Source organism: Streptomyces sp. NBC_01450 (assembly GCF_036227505.1).
Taxonomy (GTDB): Bacteria; Actinomycetota; Actinomycetes; order Streptomycetales; family Streptomycetaceae; genus Streptomyces.
On the sequence record NZ_CP109480.1, the window covers coordinates 573644 to 589136 of the forward strand.

Sequence of the window (15493 nt, forward strand, 5' to 3'; positions counted from 1 at the left end):
CGTGAGGGGGTCATCGGCAGCCGGGTGGCTGCCGAAGTCAGGCCCTGGCCGACCGCTCCCCTGCGTGGCACCAGTCGCATCGTCGTGGAACCCGCCCGCTCGGCCGGGACGTTGTCCAGCAGCACCGCCGTCAGCGCCGGCACGGGACTTGAGAGGGCCTGGCCCCGGGGGGATCGCCGACAGGTCGCCGGGCCGGAGTGACAGGGACGGACATGGGATGCTCCCGGGAAATGGGATCTTCAACGAGCATCCAGCCTGCTCGCCCGGCCCGCATCCCGGCAGACCGTGGTGTGCGGGGGAGCCGTGTTCAGGGATGCGACACGGCTCCCCGCGGTGCTGCCGCGCAGGTCCCTGGGCCTCCTCGGACAGGCGGGGGCGGTCAGCGCCGCGGTCAGGGCTGTACGAGCACCTTCAGCGCCTCACGGGCGGCCATCGCCCGATAGCCGTCGGGTACCTCCTCGACGCTCACCGTGCGGTCGAAGACGCGCCCGGGTTCGATCTTCCCCTCCATGATGTCGGGGAGGAGTTCCTCGATGTAGGCGCGGGCCGGAGCCACACCGCCGGTGAGGGTGATGTTGTTCATGAACTCCTGGAAGCCCAGCGGCACCTGGTCGTACTGCGGGGCGCCCACCCGGCTGATCGTGCCGCCCGCGCGGACCACGCCCAGCGACATCTCCAGCGCGGGCAGCGTACCGACGCACTCCAGCACCGTGTGCGTACCGTCGCCGCCGGTCAGCTCGCGAACGTGCTCGATGCCCTCCTCACCGCGTTCGGCGACGATGTCGGTGGCACCGAAGTGGCGGCCGAGATCGGTGCGGTCCTTGTGCCGCCCCATCAGGATGATCCGCTCGGCACCGAGCCGCTTGGCGGACAGCACCGCCGACAACCCGACCGCACCGTCACCGACCACCGTCACGGTCGTACGGGGGGTGACGCCCGCCGTCACCGCGGAGTGGTGGCCGGTGCAGAACACGTCCGACAGGGTCAGCAGCGACGGCAGCAGGGCGGAGTCCTCCCCGACGGGCAGTTTCACCAGTGTGCCCTGGGCCTGCGGCACCCGCACGGCCTCGCCCTGGCCTCCGTCCACTCCTTCCGCGGCCCAGAAACCACCGTGCCGGCACGAGGTGTGCAGGCCCTCACGGCAGAAGTCGCAGGTGTTGTCCGACCAGACGAAGGGGGCCACCACCAGGTCTCCGGTCTGCAGTCCGGGCACCTCCGCGCCGATGTCCTCGACGACACCCAGGAACTCGTGGCCGATACGGTCGCCCTGCTCGGAGGGCGGACGCGACGCGTACGGCCACAGGTCGCTGCCGCAGATGCACGACCGCAGTACGCGTACGACCGCGTCCGTGGGCCGCTGGATCTTCGGGTCGGGAACTTCCTCCACACGCACGTCACCGGCACCGTAAATCAGAGTTGCTCGCATGGGTCTTTCCGATCGAGTCGTCCTGTACTTGCTCGCAAGCGTCGAAAGCGGCGACAGCGCCGCGTCCGGTGCGGAACGACCGGGAATTCAGGCCACTACCCCTTTCGGCGGAGGGGATGTTCCGGCCGCCCGAAAAGTATGGGTCTCCCTATCGGGGCCCGCACTCTCACGCCTGCCCCTCGCGGGTCAGACCTTCCAGGAGCGCAGCTGGTCGGCGACGGCGGGGACGCCGACGCGGGTGTCGCGGATCTTGCGGACAAGGTCGGACAGGGCTCCGTAGGGCGGGTCGATGCCCTCGCCCGACTGGTCCATGTACTGGGCGGCGACGAACGCGGCGAACAGGCTGTTGCGGTGCGGCAGCGGCTCCAGGCGCACGATGGTGTGCATCAGCGCGGCCGCGCGCCAGGCCGGGTCCGGGTCGGCCGCGGCGAGTGTGGGCAGCTTGGTCTTGTGCCGGGCGACGGCCGCCACGAGCGCGGAGTAGTCCGACACGGACATGTCCTCGCGGGCGAGGGCGACCTCCTGGACGTCGAGCAGCCAGGCGACATCGATGGTCAGGTGCATCAGGCGGCCGCGGACGCGTCCCGGCGCTCGGCGGGCGGCACCTCGTCGGGGAACGCGTCGTCGAACTCGCCACGCAGGCGGTCGGCCCAGACGGTGGCACCGGCGACGAACTGCCTGCGCTGCATCTCCCGGACACCGAGGTCGTGCAGATACTGCTTGAGGCTCTTGCCGTCGGCCGCGGCGGCCGCGCGCACGCCCTCCAGCTCCTCTTCGGTGAAGGTCACGTTCAGTGATGGCATACACCGATGGTACCTGGTTGGTACCAGGGGTGCGAGGCTTCAGGAACGGCCGCGGGGACACTGCGGGACGGCGCCCGCAACCGCGTCGCACGCGTCAAGGCCGCGGGTCGACGTGAATCTTGGGTCCGGGGCCCGCACCGTCGGGGCGGGTCCCGGCCAGGACGGCGCCGAGTGCGTCGAGGGTGACGGTGGCCGCCACCAGCGGCCTGGGGTCCACCATGCCCGTCGCGTACTCCTCGATGGCCCGGGCGAGTCCCGCGGACGCACTGAGGATGCCGACGGCCGTGACGTCCTTGAGGACGAGGGCGCGGGTGTCGACGGTGCTGGGAACGGCGGCCAGACCGATGTAGACCACGCGGCCGCCCGGTTCGACCAGTTCGATCGCCCGCGCCGGCAGGTCCGGCGCGTTCGTCGCGTCGATCACTCCGTCCCAGGGCAGGTGCGGCAACTCCTCGGCCGTCCACGCTCCGTGGACACCGAGTGTGCGGGCGAAGGCCAAGGAGGACCTGGTCACGCCCATCACGTGGACCTCGGCGCCGCGAGCCAGGGCGAACCGGGCCGCGAGCAGGCCGATCGTGCCGGGCCCGAGGATCAACAACCTCGCGCCTGGGGCCAGTTCGGCACTCTCGACGGCCCGCAGGGCGTTGCCACCGGGTTCGGCCATCGCCCCGGCCGTCGCGTCCACACCGTCCGGGAGGGCGTGCAGGGCGCTCGCGGGGACGGCGAGTCGCTCCGCCAGCGCGCCGTGCCAGCCGCCCCTGATCCCCACCTCGAAGCGGTCCCCGCACACGTGGTGGCGGCCCGCCGAGCAGCGCCGGCAGCGTCCACAGCCGAGCATCGTGTCGCCGGTCACGCGCCGCCCGAGCCAGCGGGAGTCGACGCCCGGGCCGAGCGCGGACACCGTGCCGCACCACTCGTGACCGATGCGGATCGGGTAGCGCGCGTGCCCCTGGCGCAGATAGGCCATGTCACCGGTGAAGAACTCCATGTCGGTGCCGCACACTCCCGCGCGTTCGACGTCGACGATCACCTGGCCCGCCGCGGGAGCCGGGGCTTCGACGTCCTCGACGGAGGTCCGGCCCGGGCCGGTGACAACGAAGGCTCGCATGCGGTTCGGGTGTCCCTTCGGGTTCTCGGCCCACAGGATCTCGGTTACGGTGACGAAATTCCACGGTCCGGATCAGAATTCCGATGGTTGGAAGAGGTGGACGATGCGCGAGCCGCGCAGTGGTACGCGGGCACCGACCGGAACGCCTACATTCACCGCGCCTGGATGCGCAGAGGACTGCCCGCGCACGCCTTCGACGGCCGTCCGCACATCGCGATCGCCAACACCGCCTCCGATCTGACACCGTGCAACGCGCATCTGAACGAGGCACGGTCGTCCTGCACACCGCTCCCGAGGCCGCGGCGGGCGGCCCGCTCGGCCTCGTCGAGACGGGTGACCAGGTCGTGCTCGACGTCGAGGCACGGCGCCTGGACGTCGACGTCCCCGAGGCCGAACTCGCGGCCCGCCGCCCCTCCAAGTCCACGACCAGCGCCTTCGCCGCGCCCCGGCGTGGCTGGGAGCGCCTGTACGTCGACCATGTCACCCAGGCCGACCAGGGCGCGGACCTCGATTTCCTGATCGGCTCCAGCGGCCACGAGGTCTCCCGCGAGTCCCACTGATCCCGGCGCCGCGCGTCGGGGCCGGCCCGTGAGCCGGCCGAACGAATGACCACGGGTCGGATGGACAGGTCCCCGTCGCCGCCGATCTAAGCTCGGCGCATGGCCAAGTATTTCGACGTGCACCCCGAGAACCCCCAGCAGCGCACTCTCAGCCAGGTGGCGGAGATCATCCGTGGCGGGGGGCTCGTCGCCTATCCGACCGACTCCTGCTTCGCCCTCGGGGCTCAGCTGGGCAACCGGGACGGACTCGACCGGATCCGCTCGATCCGTCGGCTCGACGACCGGCACCACTTCACCTTGATGTGCCAGGACTTCGCGCAGCTGGCCCATTTCGTCCGCCTGGACAACGCGGTGTTCCGCGCGATCAAGTCCTCGACTCCGGGTAGCTACACCTTCATCCTCCCGGCGACGAAGGAGGCACCGCGCAGGCTGCTGCACCCGAAGAAGAAGACGGTCGGCGTCCGGATTCCCGACCATGTCGTCGCCCGGGCGCTCCTCGCCGAACTCGGTGAGCCGCTGCTGTCGAGCACCCTGCTCCTGCCCGATCAGGAGAAGCCGCTGACCCAGGGCTGGGAGATCAAGGAGGAACTCGACCACGTGGTCGACGCGGTCCTCGACTCCGGCGACTGCGGTGTCGAGCCGACGACCGTCATCGACTTCTCGCAGGGCGAGCCCGAGATCGTACGACGGGGGGCGGGCGATCCCTCCCGGTTCGAGTGAGCGGGGCGAACCCGCGGTGGCGCGGGCGCCGATGGCCTCGAAGATCGTGGCGGGCGAGCCGGCCGGTCACCATGCGGGACCGCTGACCTTCCAGATCCGGGTGGCGACCTGGAGGTTGAAGCGGCTGTCCACCTCGTCGAGCCGACGGCCGCTGACCTCTCTGATGCGCTGCAACCGGTAACGGAGTGTGCTGCGGTGCACGGCGAGGGCCTGTGCCGTCTCGTCGTAGTTGCCGCCGTGGTCGAAGTACCGGGTGAGGGTGTGCACCAGGTCGGTGCCGTGGGCGTCGTCGTAGTCGAGGAGCGCGCCCAGCCATTCGCGGACGAAGTCGGTGACGTCCCCCGCGTCCTTGTCCCGGGCCAGGATGCGGTAGAGGCCGAGTTCCTCGCAGGTCGTGGTGCCGTCCGGGGGGTGGGACTGGCGGCGTACGGCGAGTGCGCGGACGGCCTGGTCGAAGGAGCGCGGGATGTCGGCCACCGCCTCGCACAGGCTGCCGATGCCCACCGCGCCACGCGTGGAGCCCACTTCGTCGGCGAGCGCCTCGTACAGACCCGAGTCGCGCGGCTCGCCCCGGACCACGAGTACCGCCATGTCCCCTCGCCGGGCCAGCAGCGACCGCAGGCCCAGCGCCTGCGCGGCACGTCCCACCGCTCCCAGGAAGCGGTCGTCGGCGGCCGTGGCCCACCACTGTGCGACCGTGACGTGGTGCGGTCCGTGCAGGTCGTGGCCGACGGCCTCGGCCCTGGCGTACGCGCCGCCGGCGTCGGCGCCGGTGAGCAGATCGTCCACGAGTTCCCGGCGCAGCCGCAGTTCGGCCTCCGCCAGACTGCGGCGGTGGGCCAGTTCCAAGGACAGTGCCGTGCACGCGTGTTCGAGGGCGAACGTGTCGGCCCCGCCCGCCGTGCCGTCGGGGTCGATGAGCGCGATGGTGCCGAGGACCTCGCCGTGATGGCGGGCCAGACCGATGAGGCGTCCCTCGTGGCGGATCGGGCCCAGCTCGCGCATCGCGTCATGCATGAGCTGCTCGCGCCGGAGCGGATCGGGCTTGGTGTCGACCTCGGGCGGCACCGGCCCCACCTGGGCCAGGAGGTTTCCGAAGCGGTCCTCGACACGGGTGGCGAGGCCGGTCAGCTCGTACACGGCGGCCGCGATGCCGTGCTCCCCCTCGTCGGTGACGGAGGTCCGGGCGAGGACGTCGTGCACGGTGCGCTGCCCCTCCAGTTCGGCCACCAGCGCGGTGAGCCGTTCGTTGACCGCGTCCCGCTCCTCGATCGCCCGGAACAGCTGCCGGGCGTACTCGCGGTCACGGCTGCGGGCCTCGGCGTTGTAGAGCGCGGCGCCGGTCGGCTGGGCAAGGGCGTAGACGAGGAAGCGGTCCTCGTCGGGAGGCGGTTTCCCCGCGCTGACCAGCAGGTAGCCGAGCAGCCCGCCTGAGCTGCGCAGGCCCACCGCCCAGCCCCAGCCGCCCTCCCGGAAGCGGACGGCGCCGTCCTCCCCTCCCAGCGAGGTCAGCTGTTCGACCGGGTCGGGCAGATCGCGCGGTGCCCGGCCGCCCAGGGTCCGTGTGCTCGGCGTGGCCTCGAGCTCGAAGCGGCCGTTCCTGAGCATGTAGCAGCCCTCGGGCCGGCAGTCGAGGAGGCGGGGCACCTCGTCCATGGCCAGCTGGAGGATCTCGTCCACCGGACGGCCGTCGAGCATGGCCACGGCCAGCACGAACACGTCGTACAGGCTCGCCGACTGCTTGCGTCCCCAGCCGGCCAGGGCGGTGGTCGGCGCCCGGCTGCCGAGGCCGCGTGGTGCGCCGCTCTGGTGCGCCGCACCGGTCGCGTCGTCGGCCATGCCAGACATGCCGCAATATTAGCTTTCGCGCCTTTTCATCGCTTCTCGCGCGTGTAGGATCGCTTCTCGCGCGTGTAGGGTCGCGTCCGTCCCGCGGCGGTCTCCTGCACTCCCAGGTGGAGGAGAGGGGCCGGATTTCGCCCCGCCGGGAGCAGGCGTCGTCCTTCGTCCCGTCACACCCTGGCTAGGACGGAACCCAGGGCCCGTGTCCGCCCGCCGACGCCCGCGGACACGCGACCTCACCTGAAGACAACCGCCGCCACCGGAGACGGGCGAACGCCGGGGGTGGCAGGCGAAGGAGTTCCTCATGGGCAAGGCAGTCGGAATCGACCTGGGCACCACCAACTCGGTGATCGCCGTATGGGAGGGCGGTGAAGCGACCGTCATACCCAATGCCGAGGGCTCGCGCACCACGCCCTCCATCGTCGCCTTCACCGACAGCGGCGAACGGCTGGTGGGCCAGCTCGCCAGGCGCCAGGCGATCCTCAATCCCAAGGGCACCATCTACTCGGCCAAGCGGTTCATCGGCCGCCACTTCGACGAGATATCCGACGAGGCCAAGGCGGTGGCGTACGACGTCGTCGAGGGCGAGGGCGGAGTCGCGCGCTTCAAGGTGCGCGACAAGCTGTACGCACCGGAGGAGATCAGCGCGCTGGTGCTGCGCAAGCTCGCCGACGACGCCGGCAAGCAGCTGGGCGAGAAGGTCACCGAGGCCGTCATCACCGTGCCCGCGTACTTCAACGACGCCCAGCGCCAGGCGACCAAGGACGCCGGGCGCATCGCGGGGCTCGAAGTACTGCGGATCATCAACGAGCCGACGGCGGCGGCGCTGGCGTACGGCATGGACAAGAAGCAGCACGAGACGGTGCTCGTCTTCGACCTCGGCGGCGGCACCTTCGACGTGAGCATCCTTGACGTCGGTGACGGGGTCGTGGAAGTGCGCTCGACGGCGGGCGACAGCCACCTCGGCGGCGACGACTTCGACCGTCGCCTCGTCGACCTGCTCGCGGACGGCTTCCAGAAGGAGAACGGGATCGACCTGCGCAAGGACCCGCAGGCGCTGCAACGGCTGTTCGAAGCCGCGGAGAAGGCCAAGACGGAGCTGAGCTCGGTCACGCAGACGCAGGTCAGCCTGCCGTTCATCACCGCGGACGCCGCCGGCCCCAAGCACCTGACCGAGACGATCATGCGGTCCACGTTCGAGAAGATCACCGCCGACCTGGTCGAGCGGACCATGGAACCGGTCAAGCAGGCGATGGCCGACGCGAAGACCAGCGCGAACGACATCGACGAGGTCATCCTCGTGGGCGGCTCGACGCGCATCCCGGCCGTGCAGAGCCTGGTCCGCCGGCTCACCGGTGGCAAGGACCCGAACATGAGCGTCAACCCCGACGAGGTCGTGGCGCTGGGTGCCGCGATCCAGGCGGGCGTGCTCAAGGGCGAGGTCAAGGACGTCCTGCTGCTCGACGTGACCCCGCTGTCGCTGGGCGTGGAGACCCGCGGCGGTGTGATGACGAAGATCATCGACCGGAACACCACGATCCCGGTCCGCCGCTCGGAGACCTTCTCCACCGCGGAGGACAACCAGGAGGCCGTGGACGTCGTCGTCCTGCAGGGCGAGCGCGAGATGGCCGCCGACAACCGGGTCCTCGGCCGCTTCCAGCTGAAGGACATCCGCCCGGCACCGCGCGGCGAGCCGCAGGTCGAGGTCATCCTCGACATCGACGCCAACGGGATCCTGAACGTCACCGCACGGGACAAGGACACCGGCAAGGAACAGACCATCACCATCAGCGAGGGCTCCAACCTCGACCAGAGCGAGGTGGAACGGATGGTCCAGGAGGCCGAGCAGCACCGCGGCGAGGACCAGGCGCTGCGCGACGCCGTGGACGCCCGCAACGAACTGGACGCCGTGGCCTACCAGGTGGAGCGCCGGCTGAACGAGCTGGGGGAAGCGGTGCCCTCGCACGAGCGGGCCCGGGCGGACATGCTCGTCGCCGATGCCCGTGAGGCGGTCCAGCAGGAGGCCTCGCCGGACAAGGCCAGGCCGCTGACCTCCGAGCTGCAGCAGGTGCTGGCGTCGCTCGCCCAGTACCAGGCGGGCGCCGCCGCACAGGCCCGGGGCGGCGCCGGAACGGGGACGGAGGAGACAGCGGGCGCCTCGGCGGCATCCGGCGACGACGTGATCGACGCGGAATTCGACAAGAGCTGAGGAGCGGTCATGGCCACCGAGCAGCAGCCGATGACGCCCCCGGAGCAGGCGGGCGAGACCCGTTCCGCGACGGAGCGGCCGGGCGCGAACCCGCCCTCCTCGCAGCAGCAGGCGGGCACGGACCCCTCGGCCGCGCACGTGCCGGAGGCGGACGAGCAGGCGGCCGCCCTCGACGAGATGCGCGACCGCTGGCGCCGCGCGCTCGCCGACCTGGACAACCTCCGCAAGCGTCACGCGAAGGAACTGGAACGCGTGCGGGCCGAGGAACGCGCCCGCACCGCCGGGGCCTGGCTGCCCGTCCTCGACAACCTCGAACGGGCGCTGGCCCACTCCGACTCCGACCCCTCCGCCGTACTGAAGGGCATCGAAGCGGTCCGCGACCAGGCGGTCGAGGTGCTGCGCGGTCTCGGCTATCCCCGCTACGAGGAGGTCGGGGTGCCCTTCGACCCGACCCTGCACGAGGTCGTCGGGGTCGTCGACACCCCCGACGCCGAGCCGAACACCGTGGCCCAGGTGGTGAGCCCGGGCTACGGGGCGGACGGGAAGCAGTTGCGCCCCGCCTTCGTCATGGTCAGCAAGCGGCAGGAGTGACACCCCATGGCACGCGACTACTACGACGTGCTCGGGGTGCCGCGCACCGCGAGCGCGGAGGAGATCCAGCAGGCCTTCCGCAAGCTGGCACGCAAACACCACCCCGACATCAACAAGGACCCGGGGGCCGAGGAGCGCTTCAAGGAGATCAACGACGCGTACAGCGTGCTGTCCGACCCCGAGACCCGGCCGCGCTACGACCGCTTCGGTGAGAATTTCCGGCAGATCCCGCAGGACTACGACGAGCGGGTGGCCGCGGCGGCGGGCGCCCGGGGCGGCTGGAGCGCGGGCGTCGCAGGGGCTGGAGGCGCCGGAACCCGGGTGCGCCACCGTACGGCCGACGGCGCCGGCTTCGACGGCTCCGGCATCGACTTCGAGGACCTGTTCGGCGGGGTCTTCGGACGCGGCGCGGGCCGTGGTGGAGGCGGTTGGGGGCCGGTGCCGGGCGCCGACCAGGAGGCCGAGATCCAGCTCTCCGTCGAGGAGGCGTACCGGGGCGGCAAGCGCGGCATCACCCTGGGCGGCCCCGGCGGGCAGCGCACCTACGACGTCAACATCCCGCGCGGTGTGGTGGACGGTCAGCGCATCCGACTGGCCGGAGAAGGCGGCAGGGGCAGCGCCGACGCCCCGGCGGGCGACCTGTATCTGCGGGTGCGGATCAAGCCCGACGGGCGGTTCCGGCTGGAGGGCCGCGACATCCACGTCGTCCTCCCGGTGACGCCGTGGGAGGCGGCACTCGGCGCGACCGTGCCGGTGCCCACCCTCGGCGGCACGGCCAAGGTCACCGTCCCCGCTGGCTCCTCCAGCGGCCGGCGGCTGCGGCTGCGCGGCGAGGGCATGCCCAACCCGCGCGGCAAGGACGGCGACCTGTACGCGGAGGTCCGCGTCATGGTGCCGCCCGAGCCGGCCGCCCGCGAGCGTGAGCTCTTCGAGGAGCTGGCCGCCGTGTCCGCCTTCGACCCGAGGAGACCCCGATGACCACCGCCCCCCGTCCCGGTGGTGCGCACCGCCCTGCCGCGACCCCGGTACCCCGGCCGACCCTGAACATCGTGGTCCGCGCCGCGCCGCTCGGACCGCCTCATCGGCTCGGTCTCGACGCCGTCGCGACCCGTGCCGGTCTCCATCCGGATCTCGTACGCCGATTCGTCGCCCTCGGCCTCGTCGACGCCACCCGGGACACCACCGGGCGGCTGTGGTTCGAGCCGTCCGCTCCCGCCACCCTCGCCCGCATCCAACGACTACGCGCCGCGCTCCCCCTCAACTACGCCTCCCTGGGTCTGGTGCTCGATCTGCTCGACCGGATCAGTGAGCTGGAGGACGCTCTGAGGCGCAGCAACGCCGGCTCCAGGAGTGATGAATCGTGGATATGAACCGGCTCACCCAGAAGTCCCAGGAGGCGCTGCAGGAAGCGCAGACCATCGCGGGCCGGCTGCACCAGACCGAGGTCGACGGCGAGCATCTGCTCCTCGCCCTGCTCGACCAGCCGGACGGCCTGATACCGCGGCTGATCGACCAGGCGGGCGCCGACACCCGAGGCCTGCGCACCGCGCTGAACGAGGAGTTGGCCCGCAGGCCGAGGGTGACGGGCCCCGGTGCCACCCCAGGGCAGGTGTACGTCACCCAACGGCTGGCGAAGGTACTGGACTTGGCCGAACAGGAGGCCAAGCGGCTCAGGGACGAGTACGTGTCCGTCGAGCACCTGGTGCTGGCACTCGCCGACGAGGGGTCCCGCACGGCCTCCGGCCGGCTGCTCAAGGAGTACGGCGTCACCAAGGACGGGTTCCTGTCCGCGCTGACCCGGATCCGCGGCAACCAGCGCGTCACCTCGGCGACGCCCGAAGCGGCGTACGAGGCGCTGGAGAAGTACGGCCGTGATCTGGTCGCCGAGGCACGCAGCGGCCGGATGGACCCGGTGATCGGCCGGGACGCGGAGATCCGCCGGGTCATCCAGATCCTGAGCCGCAAGACGAAGAACAACCCCGTCCTCATCGGCGACCCGGGCGTCGGCAAGACCGCCATCGTGGAGGGACTCGCCCAGCGCATCGTGCGGGGTGACGTACCCGACGGGCTGCGCGACCGGACGATCTTCTCGCTCGACATGAGTTCGCTGGTGGCGGGCGCCAAGTACCGCGGCGAGTTCGAGGAACGGCTGCAGGCCGTACTGAGCGAGGTCAAGGCGGGCGAGGGGCGCATCCTGCTCTTCATCGACGAACTGCACACGGTCGTCGGCGCGGGCGGCGGTGCCGAGGGCGCGATGGACGCCGGGAACATGCTCAAGCCGATGCTCGCGCGCGGCGAGCTGCACATGATCGGCGCCACCACCCTCGACGAGTACCGCAAGTACGTCGAGTCCGACGCGGCCCTCGAACGCCGCTTCCAGCAGGTACTGGTGGACGAGCCGAGCGTCGAGGACACCATCTCCATCCTGCGCGGACTGCGCGAGCGCCTGGAGGTCTTCCACGGTGTGAAGATCCAGGACACCGCGCTGGTCGCGGCGGCGACCCTCAGCCACCGCTACATCTCCGACCGGTTCCTGCCGGACAAGGCCATCGACCTGGTCGACGAGGCGTGCGCGCGGCTGCGCACCGAGATCGACTCCATGCCCGCCGAACTGGACGAGATCACCCGCCGGGTGACCCGTCTGGAGATCGAGGACGCGGCGCTCGCCAAGGAGACCGACGCCGCCAGCAAGAAGCGACTCGAGGAGCTGCGCCGCGAACTGGCCGACCTGCGTGCCGAGTCCGACGCGATGCACGCCCAGTGGGAGGCCGAACGCCAGGCCATCCGCCGTGTGCAGGAGCTGCGACAGGAGCTGGAGCAGGTCCGGCAGGACGCCGAGGAGGCCGAGCGCAGCTACGACCTCAACCGGGCCGCCGAACTGCGCTACGGCAGGCTCACCGAACTCGAACGCCGTCTCACGGCCGAGGAGGAGGCGCTGGCCGCCAAGCAGGGCGAGAACCGACTGCTGCGCGAGGTCGTCACCGAGGACGAGATCGCGGAGATCGTCGCGGCCTGGACCGGCATCCCCGTCACCCGCCTCCAGGAGGGCGAGCGCGAGAAGCTGCTGCGCCTCGACGAGATCCTCACCGAGCGGGTGATCGGCCAGGACGAGGCGGTCAAGCTGGTCACCGACGCGATCATCCGGGCCCGCTCCGGAATCCGGGACCCGCGCCGGCCGATCGGCTCGTTCATCTTCCTCGGCCCCACCGGGGTCGGAAAGACCGAGCTGGCCAAGGCGCTCGCCGCGTCGCTGTTCGACTCCGAGGAGAGCATCGTCCGCCTGGACATGAGCGAGTACCAGGAACGGCACACCGTCAGCAGGCTGGTGGGAGCGCCTCCTGGATACGTCGGCTACGAGGAGGGCGGCCAGCTCACCGAGGCGGTGCGCCGCAAGCCGTACTCCGTGGTCCTGTTCGACGAGATCGAGAAGGCCCACCCCGACGTCTTCAACATCCTGCTGCAGGTCCTCGACGACGGCCGCGTCACCGACTCCCAGGGCCGTACCGTCGACTTCCGCAACACCGTGATCATCATGACCTCCAACATCGGCTCGGCCCACCTGCTGGACGGGGTGAGCGCCGACGGCGAGATCAAGTCCGACGCGCGGGCGCTGGTGATGGGCGACCTGCAGAGCCACTTCCGGCCCGAGTTCCTCAACCGCGTCGACGACATCGTGCTGTTCAAGCCGCTGGGCATGACCCAGATCGAGCGGATCGTGGAGCTGCAGTTCAACGACCTGCGCCAGCGACTGGCCGAACGGCAGATCGCCGTCGAGCTCACCGACTCCGCCCGCGAACTCATCGCCAAGCAGGGCTTCGACCCCGTGTACGGAGCCCGGCCGCTGCGCCGGTACATCTCGCACGAGGTCGAGACGATGGTCGGCCGGGCGCTGATCCGCGGTGACGTGCAGGACGGCTCGACGATCCGCGTCGACGCCCAGAACGGCGAACTGGTCGTCACCTACGGCGAACAAGCCGCCCCGGACGTGCGGAGAGCCGCGTGAGTGCGGTGACCACGAGTACGAGTACGAGCACGACCAGGACGGTCGTCTGCGACCACTGCGGCCGCAAGAACCGGGTGCCGACGGCGGCCCAGGGCACGCCACGCTGCGGGAACTGCAAGTCCCCGCTCGCGTGGATCACCGACGCCGGCGACGCGGACTTCGGGGAGGTCGCCGAGCAGACGAAGCCGTACGTCGTCGTCGACCTGTGGGCCACCTGGTGCGGGCCCTCCCGGATGGTCAGCCCCGCGCTCGAGCAGGTCGCCCACGAACTCGCCGGGCGGGTCAAGCTGGTCAAGGTCGACATCGACCAGAGTCCGCGGCTCGCCCAGCGGTTCCAGGTGCAGGCCGTTCCGACGCTGCTGCTGCTCGACAAGGGAGAGGTGATCGCGCGCAAGACGGGAGCGGCGCCCGCGCCGGCGCTGAGGCAGTGGGTGGAGGAGACCCTGGCCGCCCGCCGTTGAACCCGGCCGCCCGTAGCTGGATACGCCTCAGGCTCTCCAGGTTCTATCGGACAGGTCCTAGTCGGAGAAGACCCGCCCCTCCGCGTCCGCGGTGATCTCGGCCGGAGTGGGCGGGGTGTTCAGCAGGGCGGTGATGCGTTCGGCCGCGGGGTCCCCCGTGCGGGGCCCGGTGGCACGGGCCGCGTCGATGTCGTACGAGGTCTGCCGCAGCTCGACGTCCGGGCCGAGCAGGGCCCAGAAGGCGGTGCCGGGCGGGCCCTCGTGGAAGGGGAGCCCGACGCTGCCCGGGTTGACGCTGCGCCGTCCGGCGACGGTGCGGTCGAACTGGAGGTGCGTGTGCCCGGTGACGATCACCGCCTCCTCGACGTCGGCGGCCAGTTCCGCGAAACGCCCGGCAGGCGTCGCGGGTGTGATCAGCTCGGTGTCGCCGCGCGGCGATCCGTGGCAGAACCGCACGGGTCCCAGCCCGACGACGTCCACGACGACACTGAAGGGGATCTTGGCGAGGAACGCGACACTCGCGCCCGAGTGCTGCCGCGGCACCCACGCCTCACGCTCGGTGCTCGGCCGACGGACCCCGCGGTGAATGTCCACGACGGCCCGCTCCCCGTTGCCCCGGACGAACAGGGCCCGTGGCAGCGCGGCCATCAGCTCCACCGTACGGTCGGGTTCGGCGCCCCAGGTCAGGTCTCCGCACGAGACCACCAGATCGACGGCGGCCTCCTCGATCTCCGCCAGGACCGCGGTCAGCGCCGGAACGTTCGCGTGGACGTCGGAAACGACCGCGACCCGTCGAACGGGACCATGGCGGCGCGCCGGCCCCTCCCAGGCGCCGGGGCCGTACAACGTCGTGTCCATGATTGACGGTAGCAACCGCGCCCGGTGCCGGACCGGACGTTCCACCGAAAGCGTCGCCACCGAGACCGTCGCCGCCGAACCGGTCAACGCCAGTCGGGAGCACCCGAGGCGGGCGACAGCAGGGACTCGAGCTTCATCCGCATCTCCCGCATGACGGCGACGATTCGGGCCTCGTGCTCCTCGGTGAGCCGGGCCACCGGCACCGAGCAGCTGATGGCGTCGACGGCCGGCGTGTCGTAACGCAGGGCGAAGCCGAAGCCCGCGACGCCGGGCACCGTCTCCTCGCGGTCGATGGAGTAGCCGCGCTCCCGTACCTCCGCCAGGTCCGCGAGCAGGGTGGCCTGCTCGGTGTGCGTGTTCTCCGTGAGGGCGGTCAACGGCGCGTCGGGAAGCGGGAGTTCGTCGTCCGGACGCTCGGCGAGAAGGGCCTTGCCGAGGGCTCCGGCGTGCGCCGGGACCCGTCGGCCGACCCGGCTCAGGGTGCGCGCGTACTCGTGGGACTCACGGGTCGCGAGATAGACGACGTCCGTGCCGTCGAGGCGCGCCAGGTGGATGGTCTCCCCCAGCGCGTCCGAGGCTTCGTCGAGGTAGGGGCGGACCACCCGCACGTGCCGGTCGCTGTCGAGATAGCTGGTGCCCGTGAGCAGGGCCCGGATCCCGATGCCGTACAGCGAGCCGGTGGTGTCGGTACGCACCCAGCCGCGGTCTACGAGGGTCTGCAGCAGCTGGTACATGCTGCTGCGCGGCACCTCCAGCCGAGCGGCGAGTTCGTCAAGCCGGGCCGGCCGGTCGCCCCGCCCGGCGAGCAGTTCCAGCAGCGCGACCGTGCGGGCCGCCGACTTCACTTCTCGCACACCACTGCTCTCCGGCATGGGCCCCATCGTAAATCCGCCGTGCCGGACCCATTGACCC

General features: G+C 71.2%; 14 protein-coding genes and 1 pseudogene. 8 read left to right on the plus strand and 7 right to left on the minus strand.

The features are described 5' to 3' along the window. Nucleotides 1-391: 391 nt before the first annotated feature. The 4 genes from OG568_RS02645 to OG568_RS02660 form a co-directional block, all read right to left on the minus strand. On the minus strand, nucleotides 392-1426 hold the full coding sequence (locus OG568_RS02645) for a zinc-binding dehydrogenase (RefSeq protein WP_329530090.1): 1035 nt from the start codon (nucleotides 1424-1426) through the stop codon (nucleotides 392-394). Nucleotides 1427-1612: 186 nt separating this feature from the next. Further along, a complete protein-coding gene (locus OG568_RS02650) occupies nucleotides 1613-1990 on the minus strand; it encodes a toxin Doc (RefSeq protein ID WP_329530091.1) in 378 nt (125 codons plus the stop codon). Then, nucleotides 1990-2229: a hypothetical protein gene (locus OG568_RS02655; RefSeq protein WP_266424192.1), complete on the minus strand. Its 240-nt coding sequence runs from the start codon at nucleotides 2227-2229 to the stop codon at nucleotides 1990-1992. Before OG568_RS02655 ends, OG568_RS02650 begins: the two co-directional genes overlap by 1 nt. Nucleotides 2230-2323: 94 nt before the next feature. Then, the gene (locus OG568_RS02660; protein ID WP_329530092.1) at nucleotides 2324-3337 is read right to left on the minus strand and encodes a zinc-dependent alcohol dehydrogenase; all 1014 of its coding nucleotides are present in this window, start codon (nucleotides 3335-3337) and stop codon (nucleotides 2324-2326) included. Between the two features lie 266 nt (nucleotides 3338-3603). On the opposite strand from OG568_RS02660, the pseudogene OG568_RS02665 reads away from it, so the two are divergent. Beyond that, nucleotides 3604-3897, plus strand: a pseudogene (locus tag OG568_RS02665) (dihydroxy-acid dehydratase); the annotation flags it as partial. Between the two features lie 99 nt (nucleotides 3898-3996). After that, nucleotides 3997-4617 (plus strand): L-threonylcarbamoyladenylate synthase, encoded by a 621-nt coding sequence (locus OG568_RS02670; RefSeq protein ID WP_266589749.1) that lies wholly within the window; start codon nucleotides 3997-3999, stop codon nucleotides 4615-4617. A 66-nt stretch (nucleotides 4618-4683) separates the two neighbouring features. On the opposite strand, the gene OG568_RS02675 is transcribed toward OG568_RS02670, so the two are convergent. Then, nucleotides 4684-6465, minus strand: a complete 1782-nt coding sequence (locus OG568_RS02675) for a PucR family transcriptional regulator (protein ID WP_329530093.1) — start codon at nucleotides 6463-6465, stop codon at nucleotides 4684-4686. A gap of 298 nt (nucleotides 6466-6763) precedes the next feature. On the opposite strand from OG568_RS02675, the gene dnaK reads away from it, so the two are divergent. Genes dnaK through trxA form a run of 6 tightly spaced genes read left to right on the plus strand, consistent with a single transcriptional unit; the run spans nucleotide 6764 to nucleotide 13723 of the window. Next, nucleotides 6764-8668 (plus strand): molecular chaperone DnaK, encoded by a 1905-nt coding sequence (gene dnaK / locus OG568_RS02680; RefSeq protein ID WP_329530094.1) that lies wholly within the window; start codon nucleotides 6764-6766, stop codon nucleotides 8666-8668. A gap of 9 nt (nucleotides 8669-8677) precedes the next feature. Beyond that, complete coding sequence (locus tag OG568_RS02685) at nucleotides 8678-9259, plus strand: nucleotide exchange factor GrpE (protein ID WP_329530095.1); 582 nt, start codon at nucleotides 8678-8680, stop codon at nucleotides 9257-9259. Between the two features lie 6 nt (nucleotides 9260-9265). Next, nucleotides 9266-10237, plus strand: coding sequence for a J domain-containing protein (locus OG568_RS02690; protein WP_329530096.1), 972 nt, complete (start codon nucleotides 9266-9268; stop codon nucleotides 10235-10237). Continuing rightward, nucleotides 10234-10629 (plus strand): chaperone modulator CbpM, encoded by a 396-nt coding sequence (locus OG568_RS02695; RefSeq protein WP_329530097.1) that lies wholly within the window; start codon nucleotides 10234-10236, stop codon nucleotides 10627-10629. The genes OG568_RS02690 and OG568_RS02695 overlap by 4 nt, the downstream gene beginning before the upstream one ends. Further along, nucleotides 10620-13262 (plus strand): ATP-dependent chaperone ClpB, encoded by a 2643-nt coding sequence (clpB, locus tag OG568_RS02700; protein WP_329530098.1) that lies wholly within the window; start codon nucleotides 10620-10622, stop codon nucleotides 13260-13262. The genes OG568_RS02695 and clpB overlap by 10 nt, the downstream gene beginning before the upstream one ends. Beyond that, a complete protein-coding gene (gene trxA / locus OG568_RS02705) occupies nucleotides 13259-13723 on the plus strand; it encodes a thioredoxin (protein ID WP_329530099.1) in 465 nt (154 codons plus the stop codon). The genes clpB and trxA overlap by 4 nt, the downstream gene beginning before the upstream one ends. Nucleotides 13724-13780: 57 nt before the next feature. Here the strand turns inward: trxA and OG568_RS02710 are convergent, their stop codons facing one another. Further along, nucleotides 13781-14581 carry a metallophosphoesterase family protein gene (locus OG568_RS02710; RefSeq protein WP_329530100.1) on the minus strand — a complete coding sequence of 267 codons (801 nt, stop codon included), beginning with the start codon at nucleotides 14579-14581 and terminating at the stop codon, nucleotides 13781-13783. Nucleotides 14582-14664: 83 nt separating this feature from the next. Continuing rightward, nucleotides 14665-15453 carry an IclR family transcriptional regulator gene (locus tag OG568_RS02715; protein ID WP_329530101.1) on the minus strand — a complete coding sequence of 263 codons (789 nt, stop codon included), beginning with the start codon at nucleotides 15451-15453 and terminating at the stop codon, nucleotides 14665-14667. Between the last annotated feature and the right edge of the window lie 40 nt (nucleotides 15454-15493).